This window comes from Eubacterium xylanophilum ATCC 35991 (assembly GCF_000518685.1).
In the GTDB taxonomy this organism is placed as follows: domain Bacteria; phylum Bacillota; class Clostridia; order Lachnospirales; family Lachnospiraceae; genus Eubacterium_F; species Eubacterium_F xylanophilum.
This window is the reverse complement of sequence record NZ_KI912472.1, coordinates 87,493-103,194: the sequence shown is the minus strand read 5'-3', so window position 1 is coordinate 103,194 and position 15,702 is coordinate 87,493. Positions and strand designations below refer to the sequence as shown.

The following is a 15,702-nucleotide window of genomic DNA, read 5'->3' as shown; positions in this document are numbered from 1 at the left end:
AATGGCAGTAGATTTGAATGGCAAGAAGACATCGTTAGATGACAATGCATCAATCTATGACAAAAGAGATGACAATATGTCTGAAAAAGAAAAGTGGCAGAAGATGAGCATAACTGAAAAGAAAGATCACTTTTTCGGATATTACTTTATCTATATTGTGGCGGGAATTGCTATTCTATCAGTAATAGGATTTTTTGTTTACAAGGATGTTATTGCCAAGAAAGATGTGTATTTTGATGTGGCACTTATAAATGAGATGGCCATGGATGGTCCGATAGAGGAGATGGCAGACAAGTTCACTACAAGTATAGGACTTGATCCCGGGAAGAAACTGGCATCCTTCCATATGTACTTTACGAATTCCAAAGTTGCAGAGAAGGTTGGAGCCTCAGTAGCATCTGACTTGACAACCGTTTCATCCAAAGCCTTCGCAGGTATGCTTGACGGAATGATTCTCGGACATGAGGACTTAGAGGGGTATCAAGAGAGGAAACTCTATATGGATCTGACTAAGGTCTTCTCAGAGAACGAACTAAAGTATTTCGAGGACAATGGTCTGCTGTATTATCCGGAGAAGAATAACGAGAGTAAGCACCCTTATGGAATTAATCTAATCAAGTCAAGGGAATATGATCAGATATTCTCCATGGGTGGAGGAATTGTCAAAGATCCGTATTTTGTAGTTATGTTTAATTCTAAAAATGTAGGAGTTGCAGAAAAACTTATGCATTTTATGTACCCCGATATGCCGGCAGAGTAAATAATATATTAGTTATCTGACACTTCACCAAGGATAAGTCCTTCGTTGCGCTCCAATGCTGTCTGGATGCTCCATGGATGCGTGAAGAGCAGTAGAGGATTGCCTTTGAAATCCTTGACCTTCTTGGTGTCACTTGTTACTGAAAGTGCAGAAACATCGATATCCTCGTTTTCTATCCATCGCACATGCTCATATGGAAGTTGCTCCATGCGGATTTCGACATTATACTCATTCTGAAGTCTGTACTGGAGAACTTCAAATTGAAGTATTCCAACTACACCGACGATGATTTCTTCCATACCTGTATTAAACTCTTGGAAAATCTGGATTGCACCTTCAAGTGCGATCTGCTCGATTCCCTTCATAAACTGCTTGCGCTTCATTGTGTCCACCTGGCGAACCCTTGCAAAGTGCTCAGGTGCAAATGTTGGAATGCCGGCGTACTTCACCTTATTAGAGGCAGTGCAAAGAGTGTCTCCTATAGAGAAGATGCCCGGGTCAAATATTCCGATAATATCACCTGCATAGGCTTCTTCTACATGCTTTCGCTCCTGGGCCATCATCTGCTGTGGCTGTGAGAGTCGAATCTTCTTGTTACCCTGGACATGGAATGCCTCCATTCCGGCATTAAACTTGCCGGAACATATGCGCATAAATGCAATACGGTCGCGGTGTGCTTTATTCATATTTGCCTGTATCTTGAAGACAAAGGCTGAAAAATCTTCTGAAAATGGATCGACTTCAACATCTCCTGATTTTCTGGCGAGTGGAGAAGTGGTCATCTCCAAAAAGTGCTGAAGAAATGTCTCAACACCGAAGTTTGTGAGGGCTGATCCGAAGAAAATAGGAGAGAGTTTACCTGCTCTAACTTTCTCAAGGTCAAATTCATCACTGGCGCCGTCTAAGAGCTCTATGTCATCCACCAATTGATCGTGAAATTCCTTGGTAATAAGGTCGTCTAAGTTGGAGTCCCCGAGCTTTGCCTCTACAGATTCGATTTTATGTCCGTTATCTGAGGCGATAAAACGTGAGATTGTCTCGGTATTGCGGTCATATACGCCCTTAAAATTCTTACCCGATCCAATAGGCCAGTTGATTGGACAAGTTCTGATTCCCAGAACATTTTCGATTTCATCAACCAATTCAAATGGGTCTCTGGCCTCGCGGTCCATCTTGTTGACGAAAGTGAAGATAGGAATACCTCTCATGACGCAGACTTTAAACAATTTGATAGTCTGAGCCTCCACACCCTTGGAACCATCGATAACCATTACTGCAGAGTCGGCAGCCATAAGTGTTCTATATGTATCCTCTGAGAAGTCCTGATGTCCGGGAGTATCTAGAATATTGATACAAAATCCATCATAATTAAACTGAAGAACAGAGGAGGTGACGCTGATTCCACGTTCCTTTTCTATCTCCATCCAGTCTGATACTGCATGCTTGGCAGCCTTGCGCCCCTTGACTGATCCCGCGAGGTTAATGGCTCCTCCATACAAGAGAAACTTCTCGGTAAGAGTAGTTTTACCCGCATCGGGGTGGGAGATAATCGCAAATGTTCTTCTTTTTTTTACTTCTTCTATAGTATTGCCCATTGAATTCACTCATTTCTAATTTGTATATTATTAATGCCTATACTCTTGTGGAAATCCACTGAAGATTATAGGCATAAAAAAAACTGGGCTACTAGGATTCGAACCTAGAAATGCTGGAGTCAGAGTCCAGTGCCTTACCATTTGGCGATAGCCCAATTCAAACACAAGCATTATTATACACGAAAACTAATTCAAATGTCAAGAACTTTTTTGAAAAAAATTTAAGAAATTTTTAAATATTCCGATGTGCTATGGGATATAACGGAATATTTATACTTATATATGAAAAATCTTTTTACAATTTTTCAAATACACCTTGACTTTTTAGGCTCAATTAGATAGAATATTTTTTAATTATAAAAAATAGTTTCAAAAAAACCAATGAATATTTTTACAAGGAAAGGACGGTATTAAGAAATGGGAAAGATTATTGGTGAGGGAATCACATTCGATGACGTATTGTTGGTTCCACAGTATTCAGAAGTTATTCCTAATGAAGTTTCTCTTAAGACACATTTGACAAAAGATATTGAGCTGAACATTCCTATGATGAGTGCTGGAATGGATACAGTAACAGAGCATCGCATGGCGATTGCAATGGCAAGACAGGGTGGTATAGGAATTATACACAAGAATATGTCTATTGAGAAGCAGGCAGAAGAGGTTGACCAGGTTAAAAGATCTGAGAACGGAGTAATTACAGACCCATTTTACCTTTCACCTGAACATACATTGGCAGACGCAGATGAGCTCATGGCGAAGTTCAGAATTTCAGGAGTACCTATTACAGAAGGCAGAAAAATTGTTGGTATTATCACAAATCGTGATCTCAAATTCGAAACAGACTATACAAGGAAGATTAAGGAGTGTATGACATCTGAGGGTCTTATCACAGCAGAGAGTGGCATAACTCTTGAAGAGGCTAAGAAGATTCTCGCTAAGGCGCGCAAAGAAAAGCTTCCTTTGGTTGATAAAGAAGGAAATCTCACAGGTCTTATTACAATCAAGGATATTGAAAAGCAGATTAAGTATCCAAATTCAGCAAAGGATTCACAGGGAAGATTGCTTTGTGGAGCAGGTGTTGGTATTACAGCCAATATCATGGATCGTGTTGAAGCTCTTGTTAAGGCAAAAGTTGATGTATTGGTTATTGATACGGCTCACGGTCACTCTGCAAACGTATTGAGAGTTGTTAAGATGGTTAGAGATGCATATCCGGATCTCGGAATCATAGCCGGTAATGTTGCCACAGGAGAGGCTACAAAAGCTCTTATCGAGTCAGGCGTAGATGCTGTAAAGGTTGGTATTGGACCGGGATCTATCTGTACAACACGTGTTGTTGCAGGTATCGGAGTACCACAGGTTACAGCAATTATGAATTGCTACAATGTTGCTAAGGAGTATGGAATTCCAATCATCGCCGATGGTGGAATCAAGTACTCAGGAGATATGACCAAGGCTATTGCAGCTGGAGCAAATGTATGTATGATGGGAAGTATATTTGCCGGTTGTGATGAGAGTCCTGGAACATTTGAGTTATTCCAGGGAAGAAAGTATAAAGTTTACCGTGGAATGGGATCTATTGCAGCTATGGAAAATGGTAGCAAAGATAGATACTTCCAGGAGAATGCCAAGAAGCTTGTACCGGAAGGTGTAGAGGGAAGAGTGGCATATAAGGGAACTTTGGAAGATACAGTATTCCAGCTTATCGGCGGAATCAGATCCGGTATGGGATATTGTGGTGCTAAGGATATTGAAACACTCAAGACTGAGGCACAGTTTGTTAAGATTTCAGCTGCTTCATTGAAGGAAAGTCATCCACATGATATCCATATCACAAAGGAAGCACCAAACTACAGTGTCGAGTAATAGACGTAGATATAGAAAAAGTCATATAAAGTTCGTGAGAGCGACTATAAATATTAAAAGGAAGAATAAGCCTCGAAAGCGGCGGTATTCTAGGCTTAAAAGGCCAAGAATATTAGATAAGCAGATCATTATTTGCTCAGTATTCTTCCTTTTATTTATTGGAATCATTGCTTGGAATATTTTTGGTAAAAGAGATGAGCCAGAGAGAGTGGTTGTGACAGAGTCTGTCTCTGACGACGAATTAGACATCAAGAAGGAGTTTATACCTGTCAACCCATATTCTAGACCTGGAATTAAAATAGACAAAATAAACGGGGTTGTAGTGCATTATACGGCCAATCCGGGCGCCGATGCCATGTCCAACAGAGATTATTTTTCAAATCTCAGATATACTCATACCACTAAGGCAAGCAGTCACTATATAGTGGATTTAGACGGAACCATCGTTCAGTGTATACCTTTGACAGAGATGGCATATGCCTCTAATAATCGAAACAGTGATACTATTGCTATAGAGTGTTGTCACAAGAAGAAAAATGGTCAGTTCACCAAAAAGACTTATGAAGCTTTGGTTAAGTTGGTTGTCATGTTATGCAAAAAGTATAAACTAAAAGCAAATGATGTCATAAGGCATTATGATGTTACGGGGAAGATTTGCCCCAAATACTTTGTAGAACATGAGGATGAGTGGAAGAAGTTCTTGTTGAGAGTTTCCAAACAATTAAATAGAAAGCAGCAATAAGCCGATTGCATGATGCAATCGGCTTATTATGGTAATGTATGATAATAATATAAGGAGTAAAATACAAACTATAACAATTATCTTGTCTTAAAAATGCTAATTGCTTCACCGAGACTATTTGCCCTTGTCATGAGCTGTGATGAAGCATGATCAAGTTTGGCAAGTGCTTCTGTCTGTTTGTCAGTTACATTTGCAATACTTGATACTGCAGCCAAAGTCTCTTCGAGTACGGCTGAAATATTCTCCATGGAGTGAAGGGTAGTAGAACCGGATTGTTCCATGGATTTTGAATTTCCTTGGATACTCTCGATATACTCTGTGAGTTTCCCGATTGTATCGCTTAGCATCTGGAATGATCTAGCAGAGTTGGCAACTGCGTCAACCTGCTCGTAAACTATCTGCTCTGCGCTTTCTGCAGTGGTAACTGCATTGTTTGTCGCTGTCTTTATCTCTTCGAGCAACTGCTCAATCTTGGAAGATGAGATGATGCTCTGATCTGCAAGTTTTCTAATCTGATTAGCTACAACTGAGAATCCCTTTCCTGCGGCTCCGGCTCTTGCGGCCTCTATAGAAGCATTGAGGGAGAGGAGGTTGGTTTCCTCGGCAATATCATTGATTGTATTGACAATCTGACCGATATTGTTGGAGTATTTAGAGAGAATCTCAATAGTTGAAATCACGTTATTGGTGATATCAGTTGTGGAGCTAGTCTTGTCATTCAAAATAGCAACTGTCTTGAGTCCATCTGTGGCGGACTGCTTAGTTGTTGAAGCAATATTACTAATCTCAATAGTACTTTCATTAACGCTATTTATCTTGTTGAACAAGTTGTCCATCTCGCCGAGACACTCGTTGGCGCTTTCTGTCTGGTCTCCAACGCCCAACTCAACTTCGTGAATTGATTGCTGAATATTTTTCGTCGTCTCAGAGAAGACGATGGAAGAGCTGTTAACTGATTCCAGTGACTCTGATACGGCTGCATATACGGATTCAACCTCTCGAAGGAGATTCCTCATGTTTTTCAACATGTCATTACAGCTTCCGTAGAGGAGTGCGAATTCATCTCTTCTCGATGTTCTGAATTCAACTGTAAGATCTCCCTTTGCAACTCGATTGAGTTTCTTGAGCGAGTTGTTAATAACGTTACTGAATCCCTTTGAAAGCCCTGTTGCAATGACTAAGGCTATAATTACTGAGAGAAGAACGATAACAACTGTTACAACTCGAATTGAATTGGCCTGGGCAACAATCGTTGCCTCCGGTACCAAGCTACAAAGAAGAATTCCTGTTGTTCCAAGCTTGGCATATGTGAAGAGGTAGGAAGTGCCTTCAAAAGTGACATACTTTGAAGCTGACTCCTCCTCGGATTCTATGGCCTCTTTGTAAAATGGTTGGTCAACATATACTTTTTTCTTTGTTATTTTAGCTTTATTTGCATCTTTGTTTTCATCGCCGTCGCCTGAGAGAGAGGCTCCCTCAATAGTTGTCTCGGTATTATCTGCGGAAACAATACCGAGATAACTTCCTTCACCTAAGTTGATATTATTGAGGATATCGAGGATAGAATCCTTACTTATATCTACTATAACGACTGCATCACTGGTAGTTGGCAAATCATGTCCTACTCGGAAGATATAGTCGTCAGCATTGGTGAGGAGAATCTTGTCCAGGGCAGGTGATGAAGATGTCCAGTGAAATGCGGACGGATCGCTCATTACTTGCTTTCCGATATTTGAATCCTGGTAAGCTTTCCAAAGTCCGAGAGATTCTGTAGTGGTATCTTCGGCAGCGGCATCACTTGACTTGCTGTCATCTGCACTTCGGCTGTTATTAGCAGTTCTTCGAATTTTTGGCTGAGAACTGAATATAACATCCTTGTCTTTGAAGATATAAATATTTCCAATAAACTTGTTGGAAGCCGCCTTTGTACTTATTGACTGGTTAATGGATTTATATGCATTGTTATAATTATTTTCGGCATTTGTAAATATTCTGTCAGCATCAATCTGATCTTGTCTCTTGGCAAGAAAATCACTATAAAACTTATAGTACTCTTTAGTGCCTTCTTTGGTTGCAAGGTACTTTTGTTCAAGTGCATCTGTCTCTTTGTTAATCTTTTCTCGATTTTTCTTCTGAGCTTCGTTGGTTGAAAACTGGCCTGTATAGAATGCCTCCAAATCCTTGTCACCAAGGTAGGTATTCATATCAGACTCGATGTTCGAAAATGCAAAATCAAAGTAGTCTTTTGCAGTAGACATGGTCTGTGATACGGCTCCCTCGTAGTTTCCGATAAGGGCAGAAGATGCACTTATGTATGAAACGATACCGAGAACTATGATCAAGATAATTGGAACAGAATAAGCTGCAATAAGCTTTGTCTGAATGCAAAACTGAGGAAGAACTTTGAAGGAGCTGTCCAAAAGCGGAGCATTTTCATCCTCTTTGTTGGGAATAAGAGTAGGTATGAGCTTGCAAAGTCCTACTATCTTCGAACCTACCGTCGTAAGAACTTCCTTGAACTTGGCCTTAGTTTTTGGAGACGTTTTACTGTCTTTAACTTTTGTTTCAGGCGCTTGGCTTTTTTTTGTTTTTTTGTCTTTTTTTGTAAATGGCCCTAGCTTTTTCATGATAATCCTCCATTCATATTATGACAATTGACTCAAGTTTTTTTAAAGATTCAGATGGACTTCCCTGTCCTTAAATTCATATTTTCGGTAGTTGATACCGACTGAATCCATCATCCTTTTGGCGGCGACAACACTGGCAGTAGTCGCATACTTGTCATCCATATATATGACATTTTTAATTCCTGCTTGAATCAAAGCTTTTGTACATTCGTTGCATGGGAAGAGAGTAGTATAAATGCTTGCTCCTTTGAGGTCTGTTCCCGAATAGTTGAGAAGGGAGTTAAGCTCCGCATGACAAACATACAAGTACTTTGTCTGCAATTCTTCTCCGGTATTTCCCCAAGGATATTCATCGTCTGAGCATCCTCTTGGCATACCATTGTATCCCACAGAGAGAATGCGATTATCAGAGTCTACGATACAAGCTCCTACTTGAGTGTGAGGATCTTTGCTTCTCTGCGCGGAGAGAAGAGCAATACCCATAAAATATTGATCCCATGATAAATAATTCTGATTTTTCATTATTGCAAAAACCTCCAATGAAATTTTGTGAAAATTATAGTGCCCCACACTCTTTAATTTTACCATTTAATCGCCGATTTGTAAAGTGTTTATAATGTTTTGTAGCACTGAAAAAACCCCACCAAATCAATGGTGAGGTTGATATATCATTATGACGGGTAGAATTGTAGTTGCAGTACGACTGCCCTCTACATAACTCTCATAAAATTAGAGTTTGTTAACAGCTAATGTCAAGCGAGATACTTTTCTAGCTGCATTGTTCTTGTGATAAACGCCCTTCTGAGCTGCTTTATCTATATCTTTAATTGCAACCTTCAAAGCTTCCTCAGCAGCTGCCTTATCCTTTGCAGCTACAGCAGCCTCTACCTTCTTGATAGAAGTCTTAACCTTAGAGCGGATAGACTTATTGATTGCAGTCTTCTTCTGTGATACGAGAATACGTTTCTTTGCAGATTTGATATTTGCCAATTCTAACACCTCCATTTAATCGATTATTTGTTATGTATACTTTGTAAGACACGGTAAATAACAAAGCATACTCGATAATAATAGTATATTATCCGGATTTTGTCAAGAGCAAAATAAAAAAATAATATTTTTTCAAAAAAAACTTTATTTTTCCTCTTAAATAAGTTAAAATAAAAAATAGTGTCGATTTATGCGTGCTCTTCATACAGGAAAGGGACCTGTTAAAGCGGATGACAGAGTTTGTGTGGGCACAAATACTAAACATAGGAGGGGAGAATCGTTGGTAGATCGATTCAATTCAGAAGTTGGAAGAAGAATCCGGGAGATTCGACGTTTTCTTGATATTTCAGTTGAGGACATGTGTCAAGATCTTGAAGTGAGCGAGAGACAGTTGTACCGGATTGAGCGTGGGGAATGCTCAGTGAGCGTTTATGGACTTATGAGATTCCATGAGCGCCATGGTGTTGATCTGAACTATCTATTGACAGGTGTCATGATGGGTAATGACATTATAACGAGAATAGTGGACTCAACACTAAAGGAAAAAGCCTTTATAATATGTTTATTGGCTGATGCGTATAACAAAGAAGTTACATTGAGATGTAAAAAGAGGGAGGAAGAAAATCGTGGGGAAAATTAATAACAATGATGGTAAATTAATCATCAAGAATGGCACTAGGATTTCCAGAGTGAATTTAAGCGATGTTCTCTATGTAGAATACAGAGATAGAGCAGCTTATCTCAAGACCAAAGATAAGGCGACATATGTGGTGGAATATATCTCGCTTTCAGATGTTCACTTGGCCTTAGGCAGCAGAGTTTTTGCAAGGTGCCATAAGTCATTTTTGGTTAACAAGGATGAAGTTAAGGCTATCCTCAGGATGGAAAATGCTGTATTGATGGGAGAAGGCGGTATTAGAATTGCGTTGGGGCGCAAGTATAAGCAACAGTTCTATAAAGATATGGGATTATAGATTTAGAAGAAAGTTTTCACGGAGGGATTTTAATGAGTGAAACTAAAGTAGATAATCAAGAACCACAGGTTCAAGAGAACAAGATGGGAGTCATGCCTGTCAAGAAATTGATAGTGACCATGTCACTTCCGATGATGTTGTCAATGTTGGTTCAGGCGCTTTATAATATTGTCGACAGTATCTTTGTGTCGAGAATCAACGAATCTGCCCTTTCAGCAACTAGTTTGGCCTTTCCAGCCCAGATGTTGATGATTGCCATAGGAGCGGGAACCGGCGTAGGTATTAATGCAATACTATCCAAAAGCCTTGGAGCCAAGAAGTTTAATGATGTCAATAAGGCGGCAAATACCGGTTTGTTCTTGATTTTTATCAGCTATATCGTATTGATGGTATTATCGCTGTTTGCAGTCAAGCCGTTTGTAGCTTCACAGATCAAAGAGGGCACAGAGAATGCCGCGCTAATTATGCAGTACAGTACAGATTATCTGTCAATCTGCTATATCTTGTCATTTGGAATTTTCTTCGAGATGACCTTTGAGAGATTGTTGCAGTCTACCGGAAAGACTTTCTATACCATGATTACTCAGTCGGTTGGAGCAGTGATTAATATGATTCTCGATCCGATTCTCATCTTTGGACTCCTTGGAGCTCCTAAGCTTGGAATTAAGGGTGCGGCTATCGCGACAGTGGTCGGTCAGACAGTGGCGATGGCGATGGCGCTATACTTCAATATCAAGAAGAATCATGAGATTACATTGTCATTAGGTAAAATATTCCGACCGGATATAAAGACAATTAAGAATATTTATATCATCGCTGTTCCGACTATTATTATGCAGGCTATCGGTTCTGTAATGACATTTGCAATGAATAAGATAATTGCTCCGTTTTCTATGACAGCAGTAGCGGTATTTGGAGTATATTTTAAGCTCAACAGCTTTATATTCATGCCTATTTTCGGGCTTAACAATGGATTGATTCCGATTATTGCATATAATTATGGTGCGAGAAATAAAAAGAGAATTACAGAGGGAATGAAGTTCAGTCTTGTAATCTCAGTTAGTTTGATGGTGATTGGAATGCTTATATTCTTTGCTGTTCCGGACAAATTGCTCATGCTATTTAATGCTTCACCTCAGATGATAGATATTGGATCAAAGGCACTTAGAACGATAGCTATCCACTTCCCGATAGCGGGATGTTGTATTATCTTTATGGCGACATTCCAGGCTTTTGGAGAGGGCTTTGTAAGTCTCATCGTATCACTGGCGAGACAGCTTTGCGTCTTGGTCCCTGCGGCATATATTCTTTCAAGAATAGCAGGGCTTGACGCCGTATGGTTCGCATTCCCGATTGCGGAGCTTAGCTCAGTTATCATAAGCGGACTATTTTTCAGGAACTTGTATATTAAGAAAATTAAGAATTTATAATATAGGAGGCGTTCTTATAATGAAACTCGATAAATTAGTTGGAGAAAGATTTAAGGAGAGACCATCGGAGTGTGCTGTAGATAGCCATGCGTTTATGGTGCGCGGTGGATATATGAAGAATATGGCTAACGGAATATTTTCCCAGTATCCACCTCTTAAGAGAATTACAACTAAGATAGAAAATATTATCCGCAAGGAAATGGATGCAATTGACGGACAGGAAGTTCTTTTTCCTGTGGCTTTACCGGCTAGTCTCTGGGAGGAGTCAGGAAGATACGAGAGTGTTGGAAGTGAGCTCTTGAGATTTGAGGACCGCAACAAGTCCCCTATGGTGCTTGGAATGACTCATGAAGAGGCTGCAGTTCATCTCGTCAGAGAGTATGGAAACAGTTATACTAAGTATCCGTTCATGATTTATCAGATACAGACCAAATTCAGAGACGAGGCAAGACCTCGTGCGGGTATGATAAGAGTTCGTGAGTTTACTATGAAGGACGCGTATTCATTCCATACTTCCATGGAGGATTTGGAAGAGTATTATGACAAGTGCTATAAAGCATATCAGAGGATTTTTGCCAGGGCGGGAATCCCTGAGGTAGTTGTGGTTGCTTCTGATTCAGGTATGATGGGTGGAAGCATTTCTCACGAGTATATGCTTCTGGCTGACGCAGGAGAGGATTCGATTGTTATCTGCGATGAGTGTGATTACAGTGCCAATATGGAGGCAGCCAAGAATATCATCGAAAACGAGGCAGGTCCAAGTGCTGAAGATTTGAAGAAAGTTGAGACAGGTGACAATCATACAATTGAAGAAGTATGTGAATTCTTGGGTTATCCGGTAGAGCGCGCTTGTAAGGCGGTAGTATACCAGAAGAATGAAGATGATTCCTATGTGGTATTGTTTACACGCGGCGACATGGAAGCCAATGAGACCAAGATTACCAATGTTGTTGGTGCTATTCATCCTGCAGTTATCGAGGATGACTCCGTACTCGTTGCGGGATGCATTGGCCCATATGGAATAAGTGACAAAGTTACTGTTCTCTACGATTCATCATTGAAGGGCATAGAGAATCTCTGCTGCGGTGCCAATGAAGCAGATAAGCATTATACAGGGTTAAATATTCCGCGTGATCTTGGAGAAGTAGAGTTCGGTGACTACTCTAAGGCCGTAGAGGGCGGTATATGTCCTAAGTGTGGAAAGCATTCACTTGGAATTGCCCGTGGTATTGAGGTAGGTAATATCTTCCAGCTTGGAACAAAGTATACAAAGTCAATGGGAATGGAGTACCTTGACGCAGAGGGCAAGGCGCATAATCCTATCATGGGATGCTACGGAATTGGTGTTGGAAGACTTGCTGCTTCTGTATGTGAGGTCAAGCATGATGATTATGGTCCAATCTGGCCAATAACAATTGCTCCTTGGGAAGTGCATCTTTGCTGCATGAGAGCAGATGATGAGGAGTGCAAGGCTTTTGCGGACGATTTGTATGACAAGCTTCAAAAAGACGGACTTGAAGTTATATATGATGACAGAAATGTAAGAGCCGGTGCTATGTTCTCCGATGCTGATTTGCTCGGTGTGCCGGTGAGAGTTGTTGTCAGCCCAAGAAATATGAAAAATGCATGTATAGAGCTTTCAACAAGAGACAAGTCAGTTCAGGAGCAGGTTCCTCTTGATGAGGCCTTTGACACAATCAAGAAATTGGTTGCCAAGCTCTATGCTGATATCGAAGATGGAGTAAAAGAATATGAATAATACTGCAGTAGATGTGATTATCCCGGTTTACAAGCCTGATGGGAAACTCGAAAAGTTAATAGATAGACTTAACAACCAGTCAGTGACACCCGGGAAAATCATCTTCATGCAGACCATGTTAGATGACGAGGAGAATGACAGAGTAAAGAGTATCCTTGTCAAGGCCAATAATAGTGAGATTCATCCCGTGGAGGCTATTGACTTCGATCACGGCGGAACCAGAAATAAGGGGGCATCTCTGTCGAGTGCAGACTATATGCTCTTCATGACTCAGGATGCCGTGCCGGTAGACAATTATCTTGTGGAGAAACTCCTTGCGAGTTTTGAGAAAGATTCAGAAGTCGCCGTTGCCTATGGTAGGCAGATTGCCGGGGATGATGTGGGTGTTATAGAGAATTATACCAGAGAGTTTAATTACCCGGACAGATCTATAATTAAGTCGGCTGAGGATATAGAGACCCTTGGAATCAAGACATTTTTCTGTTCGAATGTATGCGCCATGTATAAAAAGGCCATATATGAGCAGCTTGGAGGTTTTGTCACTCAGACCATTTTTAATGAGGATATGATAATGGCTGCCAGTGTGATAGACAATGGTTTTAAGATTGCCTATGCCGCAGATGCAGTAGTTGTTCATGCGCATAAGTACACCTACAGGCAGCAGTTGTCGAGAAACTTTGATATGGCGGTCTCACAGGAGCAGTACCATGAAATATTTGACAGAGTGAAGTCGGAGTCCGAGGGAATAAAGCTTGTGAAGGATACTTCGGGGTATCTTGTCAGGACGGGCCGATGGTACATGGTTCCTGACCTAATTATGCAGAGTGGATTTAAGTTTATAGGTTATAAGCTTGGACGCAAGTATGAGAAGCTTCCGAGAAAGATAGTTCAGAAAATCAGTATGAACAAGAGATATTGGAAGGAGAGAGAGGATGTCTAAAGTTCATGTAGTAGTGCCTACTTACAATGGAGAGAGATATTTGAAGGCTCTTTTGGATTCTGTAATTGCAAATGATTACAATGATTTTGACATAGAGATATGCGATGATTGTTCTACGGATGGAACGGTTGCTATCGCAGAGGAATATGTCAGGGAGTATGACAATATAACCCTTCATAAGAACAAGAAAAATCTAGGGTATACAAAGAACTTTTTGAGCGCAATTAAGAGGAGCGAAAGCCCTTATATCATGCTCTGTGATCAAGATGACATCTGGCATAAGAATAAAATCAGAGTGACTGCGGAACGCATGAAGAAGGTGGAGAAAAAGTGGCCTGATCAACCGGTACTTGTATTTACCGATGCGATGAATTACGACAGCGACAGCAAGATGGAACTCGGATCATTTTTCCGCAACAGCCATATGGATCCGAGAGACAGTGGACTTGCAAAACTTCTCATGGAGAATAAGGTTATTGGGTGTACTGTGATGATTAATAGACAGGTTCTCGATTATCTCGATGTGATTCCGGAGGGGATTAAGGTTCACGATTGGTGGCTTGCTCTCATATGTAGGTGCTTTGGAAAAATTTCATATATTGACAATATGACGTTGCACTATCGTCAACACAGTGGTAATATGATAGGTGGGGCGAGTTTTGGAGCCTACTTTGTAAACAGGCTTGTGAATATCGTCAAGCAGAGGAATGCTATCAGGGCAAATGTTCGACAGGGCAAGGCGTTCTACAATTTGTTCAAGGATAGATTGAGAGACAAGGACAGATATGTGCTCAGACATTTTGCCAGACTTTATGATATAAATCCCATTAAGAGAAAATATGAGATTGTCAAGTTTGGATTTAAGAAGAGCGGGATTATCAGAAATCTTATGCTTATTATAATAGCGTAAATAAAGAGTTTGGGAATCATAGGAGGAATGGAATGGAAAGCAAGAGAAGAAGAGGCCGTATGGTCAGAAGAGTACTCTTCGTAATTGGACTTTTGCTGAGCGGGGCAGCAGGATGTGTTGCGGCTACCCTCAGTCATAGAATGGATTCAAGCCTTGGAATGCTGAATTATGATAAGGATAATGCATTGGAAAAGGTGGATATATCAAAGTATGATACAGTTAGTGACAATGAAGTTGTAAATATTCTGTTAGTTGGAGCGGATAAGGATGAAAATGAGCAGAATGTCAAGGGAGTTTCGAGGCGTTCGGATTCCATGATGATTGCAACTCTTGACATGAAGCACAAAAAACTCAAAGTAACATCCCTTATGCGAGACATGTATCTTGAGATTCCGGGACATGGCAAGAATAAGTTCAATTCTGCCTATCAAAATGGTGGAATCAAGTTGTTGTATGAGACTATAGCATCTAACTTCGGTATCAAGTTAGATGGGTATGCCGAAGTAAACTTCGATGCCTTTGTTGAGGTTATCAATAAGGTCGGCGGTATACAAGTTGATGTCACAGAGTCTGAGGCCAAACACCTCAATACTACTAACTATATCAAGAGAAAGAAGAATAGAAATCTCAAACCCGGTAAGCAAGTGCTAAATGGCTATCAGGCCTTGGGTTACAGTAGAATTCGTCATGGTAAGAGAGTTAACGGTGTGACTCCGCCGGTTTACTCTGCATCCGGAAAAGCTGATGATTATGGAAGAACAGAGAGACAGAGAAATGTTATTCAGGCCTTGTTAACCAAGGTTAAATCAATGTCAGTGGACCAGTGGTTAGATTTGATTGATGTTGTCATGCCAAATGTCAAGACGGATTTGTCTAAGGACGACATATATTCTTACATGGTGGCGATAGCAAAGCTTGGAACTACGAAGCTTGATCAGTATAGAGTTCCTGCGGACAATACATTTACATCGCCGACAATCAATGGAAGTTCGGTTTTGGATATCGATCTTGAGAAGAATAAAAATGGTCTGCACAACTTCATATTCAAGAAGTAGTATTTGACAATTTAAGGATGAATTGCTATAATTAAAATTTGATAGACACTT

The 15,702-nt window shown here is 40.4% G+C and carries 14 protein-coding genes and 1 tRNA gene; 10 read left to right on the top strand and 5 right to left on the bottom strand.

What is annotated here, in order from left to right:
• The first annotated feature begins 1 nt into the window (after position 1).
• Positions 2-760, top strand: coding sequence for a hypothetical protein (locus tag L877_RS0109880; protein WP_026835930.1), 759 nt, complete (start codon positions 2-4; stop codon positions 758-760).
• An 8-nt stretch (positions 761-768) separates the two neighbouring features.
• On the opposite strand, the gene L877_RS0109875 is transcribed toward L877_RS0109880, so the two are convergent.
• On the bottom strand, positions 769-2,355 hold the full coding sequence (locus L877_RS0109875; RefSeq protein ID WP_034785612.1) for a peptide chain release factor 3: 1,587 nt from the start codon (positions 2,353-2,355) through the stop codon (positions 769-771).
• 83 nt (positions 2,356-2,438) lie between these two features.
• Positions 2,439-2,510: transfer RNA gene (locus L877_RS0109870), tRNA-Gln, on the bottom strand.
• A gap of 262 nt (positions 2,511-2,772) precedes the next feature.
• On the opposite strand from L877_RS0109870, the gene guaB reads away from it, so the two are divergent.
• Both guaB and L877_RS0109860 read left to right on the top strand, forming a co-directional pair.
• Positions 2,773-4,224, top strand: coding sequence for an IMP dehydrogenase (gene guaB / locus L877_RS0109865; protein WP_026835928.1), 1,452 nt, complete (start codon positions 2,773-2,775; stop codon positions 4,222-4,224).
• Positions 4,214-4,966: a peptidoglycan recognition protein family protein gene (locus tag L877_RS0109860; protein WP_242837143.1), complete on the top strand. Its 753-nt coding sequence runs from the start codon at positions 4,214-4,216 to the stop codon at positions 4,964-4,966. Before guaB ends, L877_RS0109860 begins: the two co-directional genes overlap by 11 nt.
• Before the next feature lie 77 nt (positions 4,967-5,043).
• On the opposite strand, the gene L877_RS0109855 is transcribed toward L877_RS0109860, so the two are convergent.
• The 3 genes from L877_RS0109855 to rpsT all read right to left on the bottom strand — a co-directional run bounded on the left by L877_RS0109855 (position 5,044) and on the right by rpsT (position 8,583).
• Positions 5,044-7,593, bottom strand: a complete 2,550-nt coding sequence (locus tag L877_RS0109855) for a methyl-accepting chemotaxis protein (RefSeq protein WP_026835926.1) — start codon at positions 7,591-7,593, stop codon at positions 5,044-5,046.
• Between the two features lie 42 nt (positions 7,594-7,635).
• Positions 7,636-8,115 (bottom strand): deoxycytidylate deaminase, encoded by a 480-nt coding sequence (locus L877_RS0109850; RefSeq protein ID WP_051437807.1) that lies wholly within the window; start codon positions 8,113-8,115, stop codon positions 7,636-7,638.
• Positions 8,116-8,322: 207 nt separating this feature from the next.
• Positions 8,323-8,583, bottom strand: coding sequence for a 30S ribosomal protein S20 (gene rpsT / locus L877_RS0109845; protein ID WP_026835924.1), 261 nt, complete (start codon positions 8,581-8,583; stop codon positions 8,323-8,325).
• A 280-nt stretch (positions 8,584-8,863) separates the two neighbouring features.
• Here rpsT and L877_RS12965 point away from each other — a divergent pair, with 280 nt between their 5' ends.
• From L877_RS12965 to L877_RS12955, 7 genes are read left to right on the top strand one after another with little or no spacing between them, the layout of a single operon-like run.
• Positions 8,864-9,223 carry a helix-turn-helix domain-containing protein gene (locus tag L877_RS12965; protein ID WP_034785609.1) on the top strand — a complete coding sequence of 120 codons (360 nt, stop codon included), beginning with the start codon at positions 8,864-8,866 and terminating at the stop codon, positions 9,221-9,223.
• Positions 9,210-9,557: a LytR/AlgR family response regulator transcription factor gene (locus L877_RS0109835; protein WP_026835923.1), complete on the top strand. Its 348-nt coding sequence runs from the start codon at positions 9,210-9,212 to the stop codon at positions 9,555-9,557. Before L877_RS12965 ends, L877_RS0109835 begins: the two co-directional genes overlap by 14 nt.
• A 32-nt stretch (positions 9,558-9,589) precedes the next feature.
• Positions 9,590-10,987 carry an MATE family efflux transporter gene (locus L877_RS0109830; RefSeq protein ID WP_026835922.1) on the top strand — a complete coding sequence of 466 codons (1,398 nt, stop codon included), beginning with the start codon at positions 9,590-9,592 and terminating at the stop codon, positions 10,985-10,987.
• A 19-nt stretch (positions 10,988-11,006) separates the two neighbouring features.
• Complete coding sequence (locus L877_RS0109825; RefSeq protein ID WP_026835921.1) at positions 11,007-12,746, top strand: proline--tRNA ligase; 1,740 nt, start codon at positions 11,007-11,009, stop codon at positions 12,744-12,746.
• Positions 12,739-13,686: a glycosyltransferase family 2 protein gene (locus L877_RS0109820; protein ID WP_026835920.1), complete on the top strand. Its 948-nt coding sequence runs from the start codon at positions 12,739-12,741 to the stop codon at positions 13,684-13,686. The genes L877_RS0109825 and L877_RS0109820 overlap by 8 nt, the downstream gene beginning before the upstream one ends.
• Complete coding sequence (locus L877_RS12960; protein WP_051437806.1) at positions 13,679-14,596, top strand: glycosyltransferase family 2 protein; 918 nt, start codon at positions 13,679-13,681, stop codon at positions 14,594-14,596. The genes L877_RS0109820 and L877_RS12960 overlap by 8 nt, the downstream gene beginning before the upstream one ends.
• A gap of 32 nt (positions 14,597-14,628) precedes the next feature.
• Positions 14,629-15,651: an LCP family protein gene (locus L877_RS12955; protein WP_034785649.1), complete on the top strand. Its 1,023-nt coding sequence runs from the start codon at positions 14,629-14,631 to the stop codon at positions 15,649-15,651.
• Positions 15,652-15,702: the final 51 nt, after the last annotated feature.

Excerpts from the sequence above, each read along its gene's own strand:
- L877_RS0109850 (WP_051437807.1), bottom strand. The coding sequence starts at position 8,115 with ATGAAAAATCAGAATTATTTATCATGGGATCAATATTTTATGGGTATT.
- L877_RS0109875 (WP_034785612.1), bottom strand. The coding sequence starts at position 2,355 with ATGGGCAATACTATAGAAGAAGTAAAAAAAAGAAGAACATTTGCGATT.
- L877_RS0109880 (WP_026835930.1), top strand. The coding sequence starts at position 2 with ATGGCAGTAGATTTGAATGGCAAGAAGACATCGTTAGATGACAATGCA.
- L877_RS0109855 (WP_026835926.1), bottom strand. The coding sequence starts at position 7,593 with ATGAAAAAGCTAGGGCCATTTACAAAAAAAGACAAAAAAACAAAAAAA.
- L877_RS0109830 (WP_026835922.1), top strand. The coding sequence starts at position 9,590 with ATGAGTGAAACTAAAGTAGATAATCAAGAACCACAGGTTCAAGAGAAC.
- L877_RS12955 (WP_034785649.1), top strand. The coding sequence starts at position 14,629 with ATGGAAAGCAAGAGAAGAAGAGGCCGTATGGTCAGAAGAGTACTCTTC.
- guaB (WP_026835928.1), top strand. The coding sequence starts at position 2,773 with ATGGGAAAGATTATTGGTGAGGGAATCACATTCGATGACGTATTGTTG.
- L877_RS12960 (WP_051437806.1), top strand. The coding sequence starts at position 13,679 with ATGTCTAAAGTTCATGTAGTAGTGCCTACTTACAATGGAGAGAGATAT.
- L877_RS0109820 (WP_026835920.1), top strand. The coding sequence starts at position 12,739 with ATGAATAATACTGCAGTAGATGTGATTATCCCGGTTTACAAGCCTGAT.
- L877_RS0109825 (WP_026835921.1), top strand. The coding sequence starts at position 11,007 with ATGAAACTCGATAAATTAGTTGGAGAAAGATTTAAGGAGAGACCATCG.